Origin of the sequence: Parundibacterium terreum (assembly GCF_014636315.1) — a bacterium.
GTDB lineage: Bacteria > Pseudomonadota > Gammaproteobacteria > Burkholderiales > Burkholderiaceae_D > Undibacterium > Undibacterium terreum.
Window position 1 is genome coordinate 359,511 of record NZ_BMED01000002.1, and the last position, 17,561, is coordinate 377,071.

Annotated in this window: 16 protein-coding genes; 5 read left to right on the forward strand and 11 right to left on the reverse strand. The window is 55.3% G+C overall.

Features of this window, described 5'->3' with window-relative positions; all coding sequences use genetic code 11:
- Positions 1 to 83 precede the first annotated feature (83 nt).
- The 9 genes from IEW12_RS10630 to ugpQ form a co-directional block, all read right to left on the reverse strand.
- Entirely contained in the window at positions 84 to 1,874 is a 1,791-nt protein-coding gene (locus IEW12_RS10630) for an acyl-CoA dehydrogenase (protein WP_188566030.1), read from the reverse strand.
- Positions 1,875 to 1,988: 114 nt separating this feature from the next.
- A complete protein-coding gene (locus IEW12_RS10635) occupies positions 1,989 to 2,918 on the reverse strand; it encodes an electron transfer flavoprotein subunit alpha/FixB family protein (RefSeq protein WP_188566031.1) in 930 nt (309 codons plus the stop codon).
- 85 nt (positions 2,919 to 3,003) lie between these two features.
- Positions 3,004 to 3,756 carry an electron transfer flavoprotein subunit beta/FixA family protein gene (locus tag IEW12_RS10640; RefSeq protein ID WP_188566032.1) on the reverse strand — a complete coding sequence of 251 codons (753 nt, stop codon included), beginning with the start codon at positions 3,754 to 3,756 and terminating at the stop codon, positions 3,004 to 3,006.
- A 441-nt stretch (positions 3,757 to 4,197) separates the two neighbouring features.
- Positions 4,198 to 4,425 carry a sulfurtransferase TusA family protein gene (locus IEW12_RS10645; protein WP_188566033.1) on the reverse strand — a complete coding sequence of 76 codons (228 nt, stop codon included), beginning with the start codon at positions 4,423 to 4,425 and terminating at the stop codon, positions 4,198 to 4,200.
- 278 nt (positions 4,426 to 4,703) lie between these two features.
- The gene (locus IEW12_RS10650) at positions 4,704 to 5,222 is read right to left on the reverse strand and encodes an NUDIX domain-containing protein (protein WP_188566034.1); all 519 of its coding nucleotides are present in this window, start codon (positions 5,220 to 5,222) and stop codon (positions 4,704 to 4,706) included.
- A 9-nt stretch (positions 5,223 to 5,231) separates the two neighbouring features.
- Positions 5,232 to 5,750: a GNAT family N-acetyltransferase gene (locus tag IEW12_RS10655; RefSeq protein WP_188566035.1), complete on the reverse strand. Its 519-nt coding sequence runs from the start codon at positions 5,748 to 5,750 to the stop codon at positions 5,232 to 5,234.
- Positions 5,747 to 8,359, reverse strand: a complete 2,613-nt coding sequence (gene alaS, locus IEW12_RS10660) for an alanine--tRNA ligase (protein ID WP_188566036.1) — start codon at positions 8,357 to 8,359, stop codon at positions 5,747 to 5,749. The genes IEW12_RS10655 and alaS overlap by 4 nt, the downstream gene beginning before the upstream one ends.
- Before the next feature lie 153 nt (positions 8,360 to 8,512).
- Positions 8,513 to 8,845 (reverse strand): hypothetical protein, encoded by a 333-nt coding sequence (locus IEW12_RS10665; protein ID WP_188566037.1) that lies wholly within the window; start codon positions 8,843 to 8,845, stop codon positions 8,513 to 8,515.
- 142 nt (positions 8,846 to 8,987) lie between these two features.
- Positions 8,988 to 9,746: a glycerophosphodiester phosphodiesterase gene (ugpQ, locus tag IEW12_RS10670; protein ID WP_188566038.1), complete on the reverse strand. Its 759-nt coding sequence runs from the start codon at positions 9,744 to 9,746 to the stop codon at positions 8,988 to 8,990.
- An 82-nt stretch (positions 9,747 to 9,828) separates the two neighbouring features.
- On the opposite strand from ugpQ, the gene IEW12_RS10675 reads away from it, so the two are divergent.
- The gene (locus IEW12_RS10675; RefSeq protein WP_188566039.1) at positions 9,829 to 11,058 is read left to right on the forward strand and encodes a CaiB/BaiF CoA transferase family protein; all 1,230 of its coding nucleotides are present in this window, start codon (positions 9,829 to 9,831) and stop codon (positions 11,056 to 11,058) included.
- 19 nt (positions 11,059 to 11,077) lie between these two features.
- Here IEW12_RS10675 and IEW12_RS10680 read toward each other — a convergent pair whose 3' ends face one another.
- Positions 11,078 to 11,971, reverse strand: a complete 894-nt coding sequence (locus tag IEW12_RS10680) for a LysR family transcriptional regulator (RefSeq protein ID WP_188566040.1) — start codon at positions 11,969 to 11,971, stop codon at positions 11,078 to 11,080.
- Positions 11,972 to 12,124: 153 nt separating this feature from the next.
- Between IEW12_RS10680 and IEW12_RS10685 the strand changes: the two genes are divergently transcribed.
- Positions 12,125 to 13,138 carry an NADP-dependent oxidoreductase gene (locus IEW12_RS10685; RefSeq protein WP_188566041.1) on the forward strand — a complete coding sequence of 338 codons (1,014 nt, stop codon included), beginning with the start codon at positions 12,125 to 12,127 and terminating at the stop codon, positions 13,136 to 13,138.
- Between the two features lie 61 nt (positions 13,139 to 13,199).
- Here IEW12_RS10685 and IEW12_RS10690 read toward each other — a convergent pair whose 3' ends face one another.
- Positions 13,200 to 15,032, reverse strand: coding sequence for a M2 family metallopeptidase (locus tag IEW12_RS10690; protein ID WP_188566042.1), 1,833 nt, complete (start codon positions 15,030 to 15,032; stop codon positions 13,200 to 13,202).
- Between the two features lie 268 nt (positions 15,033 to 15,300).
- Between IEW12_RS10690 and IEW12_RS10695 the strand changes: the two genes are divergently transcribed.
- From IEW12_RS10695 to IEW12_RS10705, 3 genes are read left to right on the forward strand one after another with little or no spacing between them, the layout of a single operon-like run.
- Positions 15,301 to 15,564 carry a 2TM domain-containing protein gene (locus IEW12_RS10695; RefSeq protein WP_188566043.1) on the forward strand — a complete coding sequence of 88 codons (264 nt, stop codon included), beginning with the start codon at positions 15,301 to 15,303 and terminating at the stop codon, positions 15,562 to 15,564.
- A 48-nt stretch (positions 15,565 to 15,612) separates the two neighbouring features.
- The gene (locus tag IEW12_RS10700; protein ID WP_188566044.1) at positions 15,613 to 16,731 is read left to right on the forward strand and encodes a sensor histidine kinase; all 1,119 of its coding nucleotides are present in this window, start codon (positions 15,613 to 15,615) and stop codon (positions 16,729 to 16,731) included.
- A gap of 15 nt (positions 16,732 to 16,746) precedes the next feature.
- Complete coding sequence (locus tag IEW12_RS10705) at positions 16,747 to 17,538, forward strand: LytR/AlgR family response regulator transcription factor (RefSeq protein ID WP_188566045.1); 792 nt, start codon at positions 16,747 to 16,749, stop codon at positions 17,536 to 17,538.
- The last annotated feature ends 23 nt before the right edge of the window (positions 17,539 to 17,561 follow it).

The following is a 17,561-nucleotide window of genomic DNA, read 5'->3' on the forward strand; positions in this document are numbered from 1 at the left end:
ATTCAATACAAAAGCGGCCCTGGCAACAGGGCCGCTTTTTTTGCGGCGAACAGCCCAGCAATAATTCAGCAGTAACTCAAGAATTAAAACTGATCTTCCGGTATCGCCATCACGCCCGCACTGCCCTCAACGATGGAAGTACGGATACCGCTGGCAGCGGACAAAATATGATCGGCAAAGAAACGTGCCGTTGCAATTTTTGCCTGGTAAAACTTGGCATCACCGTCGCCTGCCTGCAATTTCTGCTGCGCGATCAATGCTGCGCGCGCCATTTGCCAGCCACCCAGCACTATGCCCGCCAGCTTCAGGTAAGGAACGCTGCCTGAGAACACACCCTTGATATCGGCCTTGAAATTGGCGGCAACATAAGTCACCACATCTTCCAGCGCTTGCGAGCCGGCTGCCAACTGGCGCTGGATTGCCGCCAGATCAGCAGACTGCACTGCCGCCAGTTCTGCTTCGGTCTTGCGTACCTGCGCAATCAGGGCCTTGGCCGTAGCGCCACCATCGCGCGCTGTCTTGCGCCCTACCAGATCGTTGGCCTGGATCGCGGTAGTGCCTTCGTAGATGGTCAGGATCTTGGCATCGCGATAGTGTTGCGCCGCACCGGTTTCTTCAATGAAACCCATGCCGCCATGCACTTGTACGCCGGTAGAAGTCACATCCAGAGACATCTCGGTAGACCAGCCCTTGACGATAGGCACCAGGTATTCGTAGCAAGCCTGATTGGCCTTGCGGGTCGCTTCGTCGGCATGGTGATGCGCTGCATCACTGGCCGCCGCGGCCACATAGGCCAGCGCGCGTGCGCCTTCGGTCTGCGCACGCATGGACATCAGCATGCGACGCACATCAGGATGGTGAATGATGGTCACAGGACCGGCAGAGCCTGCCAGATCGCGCGATTGCACGCGGTCCTTCGCATAACTGACTGCCTTCTGGTAAGCACGTTCCGCAACAGCCACACCCTGCATGCCGACCGCAAAGCGTGCCGCATTCATCATGATGAACATGTATTCCAGCCCGCGATTCTCTTCGCCAACCAGGGTACCGATCGCACCGCCGTTGTCGCCGAACTGCAATACCGCTGTCGGGCTGGCCTTGATGCCCAGCTTATGCTCTATCGACACGCAATGCGCATCATTGCGAGCACCCAGCGTGCCATCGGCATTCACCATGAATTTGGGAACGATGAACAAGGAAATGCCCTTCACACCCTCAGGTGCATCCGGCGTACGCGCCAGCACCAGATGGACGATATTCTCGGCCATGTCGTGCTCACCATAGGTGATGAAGATCTTGGTGCCGAAAACCTTGTAGGTGCCGTCGCCCTGCGGCACGGCACGGGTGCGCACCATCGCCAGATCGGAACCGGCCTGCGGCTCGGTCAGGTTCATCGTACCTGTCCATTTGCCTGTGATCAGGTTTTCCAGGTAGATGGCTTTCTGCGCATCGCTGCCGGCTGTCAGCAAGGCCTCAATCGCGCCATCGGTCAGCAAAGGACACAAGGCAAAGGACAGGTTGGCCGAGTTCAGCATTTCTATGCAAGGGGTCGCCACCAGCTTGGGCAAGCCCTGGCCGCCGAAATCCGTAGGATGCTGCACACCCTGCCAGCCGGCTTCGCCGTACATCTTGAAGGCTTCTTTAAAGCCCTTGGTGGTGAAGACGCTGCCTTCTTTCCAATAGCTGGGAGCCTGGTCGCCGGCCCAGTTCAGCGGAGCGATGACTTCGCTGGTAAATTTCGCGTTTTCTTCCAGCACCGCTTCCACGGTTTCCGGGGTCGCATCTTCACAGCCGGGCAAGGCATTCACGGCGGACAAGCCGGCCAGTTCGTTCATCACGAACAACATGTCTTTCAACGGGGCGACGTAGCTCATATTTTTACTCCATGTCTCCAAAAGAAAAAGACAGGCTGAGGCTCGATCATTTCAAACCTGTTACCTGTCCCTGTAGCTGCAGCGGGCGCATACGCATGCACCCGCCAATTTTTATTAACCCAGTTCAGCAACCAGTTGCGGAACGATTTCAAACAGGTCGCCGACAATGCCGTAATCCGCCACCGAGAAAATCGGTGCTTCCGGATCTTTATTGATGGCGACGATAGTCTTGGAGTCTTTCATACCGGCCAGATGCTGGATCGCGCCGGAGATACCGACAGCGATGTACAACTGAGGAGCAACGATCTTGCCGGTCTGACCCACCTGCCAGTCGTTAGGCACGAAGCCCGCATCGACTGCTGCGCGGGATGCGCCCATTGCTGCACCCAGCTTGTCCGCCAGCGGTTCCAGCAATTTGAAGTTGTCGCCCGAACCCATGCCGCGGCCACCGGAAACGATGATCTTGGCGGCCGTCAGTTCCGGACGATCGGACTTGGCGACTTCACGGGATACGAATGCAGACTTGCCGGAATCAGCAACCGCAGCGATGTTTTCCACTGCAGCGGAACCACCTGTTGCAGCAGCATCAAAACCGGTAGTACGAACGGTGATGACCTTGATTGCATCGGAAGATTGCACGGTGGCGATGGCATTACCGGCGTAGATAGGACGCTCAAAGGTGTCAGGAGAATCGACCTTGGTGATTTCCGAAATCTGCGATACGTCCAGCTTGGCGGCAACGCGTGGCAGAATGTTTTTGCCATAGGCAGTTGCCGGCGCCAGGATGTGGCTGTAGGCAGAGGCAATCGCCAAAGCCTGTTCAGCGATGTTTTCAGCCAGGCCGTCGGCAAAATGTGCCGCGTCGGCCAGCAATACTTTGGTCACGCCAGCAACCTGGGATGCAGCCTGCGCTGCCGCAGCAGCGTTATGGCCGGCAACCAGAACGTGGACATCGCCGCCGCATTGGCTTGCAGCAGTGATGGTATTGAGGGTGCTTCCCTTCAGGGATGCGTTGTCGTGTTCAGCGATGACGAGTGTAGTCATGATGTCTTCCACATTAACATTGAAGTCAGGGCAAGGCGTTTTGCATTGCCCCGAAAATTATTCTTGAAATCCGGCCAGGCAATGCTTAGCCGATGACCTTGGCTTCGTTCTTCAGCTTGGATACCAGCGTTGCAACGTCAGGCACCTTGATGCCGGCGGAGCGTTTTGGCGGCTCTACCACTTTCAGCGTCTTGACGCGGGAAGCAACGTCTACACCCAGATCGGCAGGCTTCACATTGTCCAATTGTTTTTTCTTGGCCTTCATGATGTTAGGCAGAGTCACATAGCGTGGCTCATTCAAACGCAAGTCCGTGGTGACGATGGCCGGCAAAGTCAGGGAAACAGTTTCCAGGCCGCCATCCACTTCACGGGTCACGGTTGCCTTGCCATCTGCCACGGTCACTTTGGAAGCGAAAGTCGCTTGCGGCCAGCCCAGCAGCGCAGCCAGCATCTGGCCGGTCTGGTTGCAATCGTCGTCGATCGCCTGCTTGCCCAGGATGATCAATTGCGGTTGTTCTTTATCAGCCAATGCTTTCAGCAATTTGGCTACGGCCAGAGGCTGCAACTCTGCATCGCTTTCGACCAGAATGCCGCGGTCAGCGCCGATAGCCATGGCGGTACGCAGGGTTTCCTGGCATTGGGCCACGCCGCAGGAAACAGCAACCACTTCAGTCACCACGCCGGCCTCTTTCAGGCGCATGGCTTCTTCTACGGCGATTTCATCGAAGGGATTCATCGACATTTTGACGTTGGCGATATCAACGCCGCTGCCATCGGATTTGACGCGCACTTTGACGTTGTAGTCGACGACACGTTTGACTGGTACCAGGACTTTCATGGGTCTGCCTTTATTTATAAGCTGATATTTGAACAGAGATGGTGATACGGATTACGAATAGTTTACGGCTACTTTAGCTCGCGATAAATCTCAAAGGATGTTGCGGAATAAGCCTGCCTGCACAACGACAGCTCAGCCCATTTCGCAACAGCCTGCACAACAGGTGGAGACAAACACGTGGCTGCAAATTACGGAATTGGCGAATTGACGTAAACGTAAACTCCGCCGATTATAAATCGAATTTGACAACACGTCGCACAATTTAGCACGATCGTTCGCTTCAGGCCACATTGAAGCTAGAGCCCTACACCTAAAGCCGGAAATTTCAGTTTGTGAAATGCAAATTATGCAACAAAAAAGCCCACAAAGCAGGCTTTGCGGGCTTTAAAGCATGTTACACAATATTCAACGCGGCTGCCGGAACCGGTAGCCGGCAACTGCTTATTTGCGTTTGATGAAGTATTCGTATTCCTGGCTATTTTCCATGTGAGACAGCAATTCATTGCCGGTCTGTTTGGAGAAGGCCTTGAAGTCACGGACAGAACCTGGATCAGTTGCGATCACACGCAACACTTCGCCGGTAATCATATCGGCCAGGGCTTTTTTGGTTTTCAAAATTGGAAGCGGACAATTCAGTCCACGCGCGTCCAGTTCTTTATTGAATTGCATGATGTTTCCAGTGGCAGGAATAAACTAATTGAAAACTAATTGCGTAAGCAAATTCGCTCAATAATTAATGCACCAATTCTACCGGAAAATTTACTTAGATGGTGCAACGCAACACACTAATACAGGCTCAGTAATTTATTCACAACAAATTTGCACAATATTGGTGAAAATGAAAAGACTGAGTTGATAATTCGTTTTTACTGCTGTACTACCGCGAGCAGCCAGAGCCCTGCGCGTATTCTGCCGGGCGCCCTGCCAGCCTTTGCCGGAGAAGGTCTTTACGTCGGCCATTCCATGAACTCCGGCTCCAGGCCTTGGGCCCGCATCCAGTCCGCCATCGCATAGCCGGTGCCGGCACGCCATGGACGCAATTTTTCAGGCGCCACCAGGCGAAACTCAAGCAATTCTTCCGACAGGCGGATATCGCCGCTTGCCTTGACGTGATACGCAAGAATAACTTCATTTTTACGGATGAACTCGTACACCCCTATCAGCGAAATCTGCTCTGCATCCAGATTGGTTTCTTCCTTCAGTTCGCGCGCCACGCCCTGTTCCGGCGTTTCCCCGCGCTCCATGAAGCCGGTGATCAGCGCAAACATCTTTTCCGGCCATGCTGCGTTGCGTGCCAGCAGGATGCGTCCCTCCACTTCCACCAGCGCAGCCAATACCGGCAAGGGATTATCCCAATGCGTCCAATGGCCTTCCGGGCAAGCGAGGCGCTGTTTGCCAGCCTCGTGCTGATCCGCACGCAGTATCAGCGATGCCGCGCAAACAGGGCAAAATTTGAGTTCCGTCATGAGTGCGTGCTAGCGACCAGTCACAGGGATGCGCGGCTGCTTGGGATGCAGGCGCGCCATTGAATGCGCATCGACATAGACGCCGTTGCGCAAGGCATAGGAACGGAAGGTTCCCTCGATTTCAAAACCGAATTTGTTATACAGGTGTATCGCATGCGCATTATCGGTAAATACCGTCAATTCCGTACGCAGCAGATTCAGCCAGTTATCCGCCAGGTTCAGCAACTCCGCCAGCAGCGCAGTGCCTATGCCGCGCCCGGTGAAGGAATCTGCGATACCCAGGCCGAGCGAGGCCGCATGGCGGCGCCGCGCCTTGGATTCGATATGCAGGCCGGCAGTGCCGACCAGCACACCGTCATACACCGCGACCAGCAAGGTGTCGTCAGGATTGACTTGCTTCAGTCTTTCCTGCCACATCTCCACTGAAGGATGCGGCAATTGCAGGGTTCCAGCATAAGTGTTGGTACTTGCATACACCCGTTGAATCTGGGCGGCATCATTCAGTTCGGCGCGGCGGATAAAGATCATAAGCGTCCACTAATCCAGGTTGCGACTTCAGACAGCGCCTTAGGTAAACCGGAGGGATCGGTACCACCCGCCTGAGCCATGTCAGGACGGCCACCACCCTTGCCGCCTACCTGTTGCGCCACGAAATTAACCAGCTCGCCAGCCTTGACTTTGGACGTAGCATCCGCAGTCACGCCCGCGATCAGGCTGACCTTGCCGTCGTTCACAGCCGCCAGAACGATCGCCGCAGTCTTCAGTTTATCTTTCAGCTTATCCATGGTTTCACGCAGGGCTGTGACGTCGGCGCCTTCCAGCGTTGCCGCCAGAACTTTGATGCCTTTAATGTCCACTGCCTGGGCAACCAGCTCATCCCCCTGGTTTGCGGCCAGTTTTGATTTTAATGCAGCCAGTTCTTTTTCCAGGGATTTAACATGATCCTGAACCTGTACTATGCGTTGTGTCAACTCTTCCGGCTGAGATTTCAATGCTGCTGCGGCTTCATTGACACGGTTGCTCAGGTTTTGCACCAGCGCCAGCGCAACCTGGCCGGTTACCGCCTCCACCCTGCGAATTCCTGCAGCTACGCCGCCTTCGGCAACAATCTTGAACAGGCCGATGTCGCCGGTACGCGATACGTGGGTACCGCCGCACAGTTCGCGCGAGAAGCCGATATCCAGCACGCGCACTTCATCGCCGTATTTTTCGCCGAACAGCGCCATTGCCCCGCCCTTGACCGCGTCGTCAAACGACATGACCTGTGCCTGCGCTGCGTTATTTGCGAGGATTTCACGGTTGACGATCGCCTCTACCTGGCGGATTTCGTCGGCAGTCATCGGTGCATTGTGGCTGAAGTCGAAACGGGTTTTTTCCGGATCAACCAGCGAACCTTTTTGCGCCACGTGTGAACCCAGCACTTCGCGCAAGGCCTTGTGCATCAAATGCGTGGCCGAGTGATTGCGCACGGTTTGCGCGCGCACTTCCGTTGCCACCTGCGCCTTGACGCTCTGGCCTACGCTCAGCGAGCCGGTTTGCAGCACGCCGTGATGGCCAAATACATCCGCCTGGATTTTTTGCGTGTCGGTCACTTCAAATACTGCGCCGGACTCTACTGCCAGCACGCCGGAATCGCCGCACTGGCCGCCGGACTCTGCGTAGAAAGGCGTCGTATCCAGCACCACGATAGCTTGCTGGCCGGCCTTGACTTCGTTAACCGCAACGCCATCCACATACAGCGCCGTTACCTTGCTCTGATGGCTCAGGCTATCGTAGCCGACAAACTTGGTCTTGTCGCCGCTGTACTCGACACCGGCAGCCATCTTGAACTTGCCTGCAGCACGGGCGGTCTGCTTCTGGCGCGTCATTGCCGCGTCAAAACCAGCCTCGTCCAGCACGATATTGCGTTCGCGGCAGATGTCGGCAGTCAGATCCAGCGGGAAGCCATAGGTGTCGTACAGCGTGAAAGCCGTATCGCCATCCAGTTGCTTGCTGTCCTTGGCCAAGGCTGCTTCCAGGATTTTCATGCCGTGTTCCAGCGTCTCGCCGAAACGTTCTTCTTCCTGCTTCAGCACCTGCGCCACACGTTCACCGGCCTCTGCCAGTTCAGGATAGGCAACGCCCATTTCCTTGACCAGGTCAGCCACCAGCTTGTAGAAGAAAGGCTGGGTCTGGCCCAGCTTGTGGCCGTGGCGCAGAGCGCGGCGGGTAATACGGCGCAGCACATAGCCGCGGCCTTCATTACCCGGAATGATGCCGTCAACGATGAGGAAGCCCGCGCAACGGATGTGGTCGGCGATCACTTTCAGAGAATTGTTTTCCAGATCGGTGCAGCCGGTTTCGCGTGCCGCAGCCTTGATCAGGTTTTGGAAGGTATCGATTTCATAGTTGGAATGCACATGCTGCAAGACTGCGGCAATACGTTCCAGGCCCATGCCGGTATCCACGCATGGCTTGGGCAAAGGATGCAGTACGCCTTGCTCATCCTTGTTGAACTGCATGAACACCAGGTTCCAGATTTCGATGAAACGGTCGCCGTTTTCATCCGGCGATCCTGGAGGGCCGCCCCAGATTTCCGGGCCGTGGTCATAAAAAATTTCGCTGCAAGGGCCGCAAGGACCGGTATCGGCCATTTGCCAGAAGTTATCTGAAGCATAACGCGCGCCCTTGTTGTCGCCGATGCGGATGATGCGCTCGGCAGGAACGCCGATCTCATTGAGCCAGATGCCGTAAGCCTCGTCGTCTTCCTGGTAAACGGTGACAGTCAGTTTATCTTTTGGCAAGCCATAGACTACGGTCAGCAGTTCCCAGGCGTAATTGATCGCATCGCGCTTGAAATAGTCGCCAAACGAGAAATTGCCCAGCATTTCGAAGAAAGTATGATGACGCGCCGTGTAGCCGACGTTTTCCAGGTCATTGTGCTTGCCGCCGGCGCGCACGCTGCGCTGCGCAGTGGTCGCGCGCGTATAGCTGCGCTTGTCCTGGCCCAGGAATACGTCCTTGAACTGCACCATGCCGGAGTTGGTGAACAACAGCGTCGGATCATTGCCCGGTATCAGGCTGGAAGAGCGCACCCTGGTATGGCCTTTGGATTCGAAAAAGCTAAGGAATTTATCGCGAATTTCTGACGAGTTCATATGGTTTGTTAGGGTGATGTCTAATTGGAAATAAGAAGTTAGCCTTTGATTATACGTGATAACTTCCTGTAATTTACCCCATAAAGCACAAAACCCGCCCTGTCAGCGCGACAGGGCGGGTTTCCGAAGTTAAGTCCGAAGTGCTCTGGGGTCTTAGCTGGCGGCTGGCGCCACCTTTGCATTATGCTTCTTGGCAAATATCTTGCGGCTGGTCTTGTTTTCTTCGTGTTGCAGCTTGGCGCGCTCTGCCTTGGTCACGGTACCGTCCGCCTTGGCTGCCTGCTTGTCGTTTTCTATCTTGGTTTCGCGTTTTTCCAGATTAGTCGCTTCCTTGGAAGTCAATGCACCGGAATTAATGCCCTGGGCGATACGGCCTTGCTGTGCCTCCTGGCGCTTGTCGACGTTTGGCGTATTGGTGTTTTGAGCAAACACTGGAGCAGCGAACAGAGTGGCAACAAGGATGGAAACTAAGTGAGCGGATTTCATATTGGCTGACCTTTCAAAGGGAGATTATTCTTCGTTTTCGAATGAGCTGCGTGCCCATGAGCCAATAACGGGGAATACCCGCAACCGGATTACCTGCAAACTGTAAGCCGTGTAAGCATTCGTAACCCTACTGCTATAGCCCCTAAATGAAGTTTGCGCCGATCAAATCTATCCTGTCAGTGCAAAACGCATCCACGCCCCAACCCAGGATCTCAGTTGCCCTTTCCGGCAGGTTGACGGTATAGCAGAACAAACCGTAGCCAGCCTGCTTTACGGCAGCAGCCAGTTCCGGCGTCAGGTTTTTATGGCTGGTATGCAGCGCGACAGCTTCCAGCTCTTGCAGTTGCTGCAGCCAATCCGGAGTAATCTTATCCATCAGAAAGCCGCGCGGGATATCCGGCGCCGCCAGCTTCGCACTCATCAACGCGTCAAACGAAAAGGATGAAAACAGCGGCAGGGCCTGCATCAGCATGGGATTGGGCGGCAATGCAGCGCTAAAGAGTTGCCGCGTCAGCTTGGCCACTACGTTGCCGGTTTCCTTTTCATAGCCGGGAGCCGGCTTGATCTCTACATTCATCCATATGCCGTGCTGCTGGCAAAACAGCGCCACCATTTCATAGGTGGGCACGGACTCTCCGGCAAAGGCTTCACCGAACCATTTTCCCGCGTCCATCTTCAGCAAATCGGCGGCCAGTGTCTGCGGCACGCTGCCCTGTCCCGCCACTGTGCGACCGAATTCCGGATCGTGCATCAGCACAGGTATGCCATCCTTTGATAACATGACATCAAATTCCACCGCGTGAAAACCGCGGTCCAGGCCGCATTGCATCGCTGCCAGCGTGTTTTCAGGAGCAAGAGTGCCGCCGCCTCTGTGGGCGATCACTTTTGGGTAAGGCCACATATTCCACCTTCTTGTCGGTATTGTTGGTATTTGCCAGTACTGAATGATACTCAGAAAAGATTCACAGATAGGATAATCCAAGATGCAAAACAAAACAGCATTGGGCCACATCCGGGTCCTTGATTTAACGCGGGTCCTGGCCGGGCCATGGTGTGCGCAAAACCTGGCTGATCTGGGTGCAGAAGTCATCAAGGTCGAGCGCCCGCTGGTCGGCGACGATACCCGTAGCTGGGGGCCGCCTTACCTGCGCGACGAGACGGGAGAAAATACCAGCGAAGCGGCCTACTACCTGGCCGCCAACCGCGGCAAGCAGGCAATTACCGTCGACATCTCCAGCGACGAAGGCCAGCAAATCATCCGCGAACTGGCGCTGCAATCGGACATCGTGCTGGAAAATTACAAGGTAGGCCAGTTGAAAAAATACGGGCTGGACTACGACACACTGAAGGAATTGAAGCCTGACCTGATCTATTGCTCCATCACCGGTTTTGGCCAGACCGGCCCTTATGCGCACCGCGCGGGCTACGATTTCATCGTACAGGGCATGGGCGGCTTCATGTCGCTGACCGGGGAGCGCGACGACCTGCCCGGTGGCGGCCCGCAAAAAGCAGGGGTGGCGATCGCCGACCTGATGACCGGCATGTACGCCACAATCGCGGTGATGGCGGCCCTGAGCCACAGGGATAGGACAGGCGAAGGCCAGTACATCGACATGGCGTTGCTGGATGTGCAGGTGGCGATGCTGGCCAATATGAACACCAATTACCTGGCCAGCGGAGTCGCGCCCAAGCGCTGGGGCAATGCGCACCCGAATATCGTGCCTTACCAGACCTTCGCCACCTCGGATGGGCACATCATCGTCGCCGCAGGCAACGATAGCCAATACACCAAATTTGTGCAGGCTGGCGGCAGGCCGGAACTGGCGGACGATCCCTTGTATCTGACCAATCCGCGCAGGGTGGCGCATCGTGATCAGCTGGTGCCCTTACTGATGGAAATGGTCGCGCAAAAAACCAAGCAGGAATGGATAGATTTGCTGGAAGCGGCCGGTGTGCCTTGCGGCCCTATCAATAACCTGGATGAAGTGTTCGACAATCCGCAAGTCGTCGCGCGCGACATGCTGATGGAATTGCCGCACCCCAGTGCAGGTAAAGTCAGGCTGGTCGGCAGCCCGATGAAAATGTCGGTGACGCCGGCGCAGGCCTTGAGCGCGCCGCCCTTACTGGGCCAGCATACAAGCGAGGTATTGGGAAACTTGCTCGGCTACGATGAAGAAAAACTGGCCAACCTGAGGACCCGGAAGATCATCTAGGCAGCCTCTTCTCCCCCTATCACAGATCGACAAACAGGCGCTCCTGCAGGAAGGCGACAAAGGTCGCCGTCTTCAGCGCCAGCCAGTCGCGTGCAGGATAGACAGCATAGATAGGCGAGCCGTGCATCAACTGGTATTGCGGCAATATGATTTGCAATTCGCCGCTGGCAAAATGCGCCGCCACCAGTACACGGTCTATCAACAGCACGCCCGCACCTGAGCAGGCCGCGGCAATCAATGCCATGCCATTGTTCGCCTGCAGGCAACCTGCTACCTTGACTCTGTTGCTGATGCCGTCCTGCATGAAAGTCCACTCGTCAAATACCTTGCCGCCGGCAGCGTACACCAGGCAGGAATGCTGGCGCAGGTCGTCCGGCACTTGCGGCATGCCTGCCTTGGCCAGATACGAAGGAGCTGCGACCAGCACCCGCTGGCTGTCCGCCAGCTTGCGCGCAATCAGATTGGAATCTTCCAGATGCGCGACACGCACCGCAACATCGATCTGCTCTGCAATCAGGTCCACCAGCCTGTCCTCCACCAGCAAGGTAAATTCTATCTGCGGATGACGCTGGCAAAATTCGGTCAGCAACGGTACCAGATGCCCTATCGCCGGCATAGGGCAAGTCACGCGCAGGCGACCCTTGACCTCTTGCTGATGCTGCCCTGCCATTTGCTCGATATTGCTCAAGGCCTTGTCTATCTGCAAGGCCTCCTGCAAGACTTGCTCGCCTATCTGAGTCAGCGTCAATCTGCGCGTCGAACGCTGTATCAGCCGCGCTCCCAGGTCTTGCTCCAGTCTTGCCAACTGGCGCGACAGCACCGATTTACCGCAGCCCATCTGGATTGCGGCCTTGCTGATGCTGCCGGCCCGTACGATGCTGGCAAAAGCCGCCAAATGTTGTGGATTGAGCATGATATTTATTATTGTCCTGATTTAGTCAACAATATTATGCTTTATTGCCGACTAATCAAGCAACAATCTTGCGACTATACTGAATTCATCAGCAGGCTATTCAGGCTAAGCCGCGATATCTGATCAACGACAATTTCACACATGGAGAATTTTATGAGCACAGTCAATCACCAGTTCCGTCTCGCAGCCCGCCCAGTAGGCACCGTCAAAGCCAGTGACTGGAATTTCACGGAAGAAACACTACGTGACCCGGCCGAGGGTGAGGTGCTGATCAAGATATTGCAAATCTCGCTGGATCCCGCAATGCGCGGCTGGATGAATGAGAGCAAGGCTTCGTATATTCCACCGGTAGGCCTCGGTGACGTGATGCGCGCGCTGGCGGTAGGACGGGTGATCGCGTCCAACAACCCCAAGTTCGCGGTCGGTGACCATGTGAACGGCCTGCTGGGCGTGCAGGAGTATGCTTATTCCAACGGCCAGAGCCTGACCAAGATAGACCCTAAGCTGGCGCCGCTGTCGGTTTACCTGAGCAGCCTAGGCATGCCTGGCCTGACGGGCTATTTCGGCCTGCTGGAAGTCGGCCAGCCGCAAGCGGGCGATACGGTGGTGGTGTCCGGCGCAGCGGGCGCCGTCGGCACCGTCGTCGGGCAAATTGCAAAAATCAAGGGTGCACGCGTAGTCGGCATTGCCGGCGGCGCCGATAAATGCCGCTATCTGACGGAAGAGCTGGGATTTGACGCAGCGATCGACTACAAGAGCGATAACGTCAAGGCAGCATTGCTGCAGCACTGCCCTGACGGTATCAATGTGTATTTCGATAACGTAGGCGGCGACATCCTGGACGCAGCGCTGGCACAATTGGCGCATGGCGCACGCGTGGTGATTTGCGGTGCGATCTCGCAATACAATAATACGACGCCGATCAAGGGTCCAGCCAACTACCTGAACCTGATGGTCAAGCGGGCGACGATGAAGGGTGTGATGGTTTCTGACTTTTATCCACGCGCCGCCGAGGCTGGCATGGTGATGGCAGGCTGGATCGCATCCGGCAAGCTGAAAACACGGGAAGACATTGTTGAAGGCTTCAATAAATTTCCAGAGACTTTCCAGATGCTGTTTACAGGCGAAAACAACGGCAAGCTGATACTGAAAATCGCTGAAGCGTAAAACGACATCATTGAATAAAAAACGGCGGACCAAGGTCCGCCGTTTTTTTTGAGTGCAGTATTTACTGCCTGGACAATTCCTTGTTCTGCGCGTCCAGCCATACCTTCAGCGGTGCGAAATAATCCAGGATCGCGGAAGCATCCATCTTTTCTTCGCCGGCCACTTTTTTCAGCGCCTCAGGCCATGGACGGCTTTGGCCCATGGACAACATGGCCTGGTACTTGGCGCCGGCCTGTTTGTTTTCAAAGATGGAACAGCGATTCAACGGCCCTGTATAACCGGCTTCTCTACACAGCGCGCGATGGAACTGGAACTGCAGGATGTCTGCCACAAAGTAGCGGGCATAGGGCGTATCTGCAGGAACATGGTATTTGGCACCGGCATCGAAACCGCCCTCTTCCATAGGCGCCGGACGCTTGATGCCCTGGTATTTCTCGCGCAGTTCCCACCATACTTTATCGTAGTCCTTAGGTGCGACCTTGCCGGAATATACCTGCCAGCGCCATTGGTCCACCAGATAACCGAAAGGCAGGAAGGCTACCTTTTCCAGCGCCTTGTGCAGCAGGACGCCGATGTCCTGAGAAGCATCAGGCACTTCATTGAGCAGTCCTATCTTCTTCAGGTATTCCGGCGTCATCGACAAGGCTATCGTATCGCCTATCGCTTCATGGAAACCGTCATTGGCACCGTTTCTGAACAGGCTGGGCTGCTTGCGGTAGGCCAATCCATAGTAGATATGGCCCAGTTCATGGTGAATCGTCGTGAAATCTTCGGTGGTTTGGTTGATGCACATCTTGATGCGCACATCGGTCAGGCTATCGATATCCCAGGCAGAAGCGTGGCATACCACTTCCCGGTCGCGAGGCTTCACCAGCATGGAATTGGCATAAAAAGATTCCGGCAATTTCTCCATGCCCAATGACGTATAGAAACCCTCGGCAAAGCGTGTCATCTGCACTGCATCTATCTTGCGTTCTTTCAATACCTCGCCCACATCCAGCGAGGTATTCTGGCCTTGCGGCTTCAGGATAGGGTACAGGTTGTCCCAGGTCTGGCTCCACATATTGCCGAACAGGTGGGCTGGAATCGGCCCGTCCTTAGGTACCACATCCGGACCATACGTCTGGCGCAGCTTCAGGCGCACATACAGGTGCAGGGAGTCGTACAAGGGTTTGACCTGCTGCCACAGGCGTTCCGTCTCTGCGGCAAATTCTTCAGACGGCATATCGTACTGGGAGCGCCACAAGGCGCCGGTATCCGCATAGCCCATCTCGCGCGCGCCCTTGTTGGACAAGGCCACATATTGCGCATAGCTATCCTTATAACTGATCGCCTGCTTGTGCCAGCCTATCCACGCATCTTTCAACTGTGCAGGATCGCGGCTGTTTGCCATCAGGTCCTCCAGTTGCCCAAGATCGCGGCAGGAAGACGCATCGCCAGGCTTGCTGCAATACTTGGCCTTGCCGTATTCGCCAGCCAGCTTGGTGGACAGGCGGGTATACGCCTCGCGGTCGGCAGGCTGCGACAAGACCAGGTTCAGTTGCAGCAGCTTGAGCTTGCGCGCACTGTCAGCCGGCAGCTTGAGCTTGTTATAGCGGCGCGCCTGCACGGCGATTTCACTGGCCGCTGTCAAGGTCTGCTCGGCAGCCTGGGCAGACATGGCCTCGGTATCGCCGGTGATATGGGTCTCATACACCCAGGCTGCGCGATTGGAATTGACGCCCAGCTTGTCCAGGCGCTGCTCTGCCTCATTGATGAATTTTTCCGCTTCAGCGACCGTGGGTGCGCTTTGCTTGTTTGTCGCCATCGCCGGGACAGCAAATAAGGGTAGTGCGGCGGCGATAGCGGCGGCCAGAGGCAAAGCAAAGCGGCGGCTGGTGAACTGGTCGGGCATTCTTATCTTCTCCAAGATTTTGTCGGGCTTCAGGTAGCTGCGATGTACGCATTGACGCCGGGCTCATGCCCCGGCATCGTCAACCCTGTTGTAAAGCTGCCAAATATATCAGCAAACATTCTACGTCTGCGACCTCTTCGTGCAGCTAACTCCAAATTCCGTCGATTTCACGCCATAAATCCTCCGGCTCGTCGCTTTTCACTGTCGCCTGCCCTTAGCGGCATAGATAATTCAGTCATCAAACAACACATTCCCAAAGGAGAACACCATGCAAACCACCATCACTTATGACCAGGCTAAACGCCACGTGGAACGTAAAATCGGCTTTATGATCCATCTGACTGTTTTCCTGGCCGTCAATACCGGACTGATACTGCTGAACTTGCAACTGGGCCATGACAACTGGTCCGTCTGGCCGCTCTTCGGCTGGGGCATAGGCGTGTTTTTCCACGGACTGTCCGTGGTAACGCATGCTCCCGGAAATAGCTGGAAACAACGTATGATCCAGAATGAATTGAATAAATTTCAATAAGTCGCCAGAATCACCAAAACTCATTTCATAGCGAGACAAAACCCAAGCATGAACCCGGCAACAGAATCCAATTTATGGCGCTACATCCGCAGCAATGTATTCCTCAGCAGGCTGCGCGATGATTTCCTGACCGTAACCGCCATCAATATATTGTGCGGCACTGTACTCACCTATCTATTGCACAACGGCGGTGGTTTTGTTGAAAACATTGTCTTCTCCATGTGCATAGGCTATAGCGCTTTTTTGCTGATCGACTCGGCGGTTTACCTGATCTGGGGCACGCGCAAACCTTACCGGCCGATGTATTACCTGGTTTGCCTGCTCGCAGCACCGGTCGCCTATTTCGTAGGCTCTAACATGGGCTTGATGATTTACGGCTATCCGCTGAAGAGTTTCGCAAGCGCTCAAAGCCAGTTCGGCCTGGGCACGCTGATCTTTACCGTCGTGGTCTGCCTGGTGACAACCTGGTTCTTTTGGAACAAGGGAAGAATGGCAGAACTGACAGCCGCCGCAGAGACAGAAAAGGCCCGTACGGCTGCGATAGAGAAACAGGCGATGCAAGCGCAATTGCAACTGCTGCAGGCACAAATAGAGCCGCATATGCTGTTCAATACATTGGCCAACCTGCAAACCCTGATCAGCATGGATGCGGACAAGGCGCAGCATATGCTGGACCAGCTGATTCAATACCTGCGGGCAACGCTGAGCTCATCCCGCGCCGACCAGACCAGCCTGCAGCAAGAGTTCACGCTGATCAAGGCTTATCTGGAGCTGATGTCGATACGCATGGGAAAGCGGCTCAGCTATAGCCTTGATCTGCCTGCCGATTTACAGGCAAAAAAAATCCCTCCCATGCTGTTGCAACCCCTGGTGGAAAATGCAATCAAGCATGGTGTAGAGCCCAAGATGGAGGGAGGCAACATCCATGTGACGGCACGCGAAGAGAACGCAGTGCTGTATCTGGAAGTCAGCGACACCGGCCTTGGCCTGCCTTTCGATTATTCAGAGTCCGTCAAGGCAGAACCGTCACCGGATGGCAACCACATAGGCAATGCCAATGTCAGGGACAGGATCCTGGCAATATATGGGCCGAGCGCCTCCTTTACACTAAAAGCAAACCAGCCGGCCGGTGTTATCGCCTGTCTGCGCCTGCCCTCTATCATTTAAAATTTTTGGACAACCATGACCCTATTACGCGCCCTGGTGGCAGAAGACGAATCAATACTTTCCTACGCACTGCTGCAGGCACTTGGGCGTCTTTGGCCCGAACTGCAAATTTGCGCCGTGGTAGAAAATGGCGTTGCCGCGGTACAGGAAGCGCTGGCGCAATTGCCGGACGTACTGTTCCTGGATATCAAGATGCCGGGCAAGACCGGCTTGGAAGTCGCGCAGGAACTGGCTGAAGAATGGCCGGAGTCCTCCCCCTTCCCGCAGATTGTCTTTGTTACCGCCTATGATGAATACGCGATCCAGGCGTTTGAGCAATCTGCCGCAGACTATGTATTAAAACCCATCAGCGACGAGCGCCTCGGCAAAACCGTTGCCCGCCTGAAGGCGAAGCTGAATAATAACCAAGAGCGCTCCAGTGAGCTGGAGCGGGTGGTAGGCCAGCTGCGCCAGTTAATGCCGGGCATGGCAGCCGATGCGGAGCGCCTGGAAGTGATCCGCGCGGCAGTCGGCAACCAGATACGCATGATACCGGTCGCCGATGTACTGTATTTTGAAGCCACCGACAAATACATCAATGTGGTGACCGCGGAACACTCGTCGCTGATACGCACCAGCCTGAGAGACTTGCTACCGCAACTGGACAGCAAACTGTTCTGGCAAGTCCATCGCAGTACTGTCGTCAACACACGCCATGTACAGGTTGCCATCCGCGATGAAACCGGCAAGCTCACATTGAAGCTACGCGGCTCAAACGACGTTCTGCAAGTCAGCCGCATCTACTCGCATCTGTTCAAGCAGATGTAGAAGGACGGAAGCATACTGCCAGG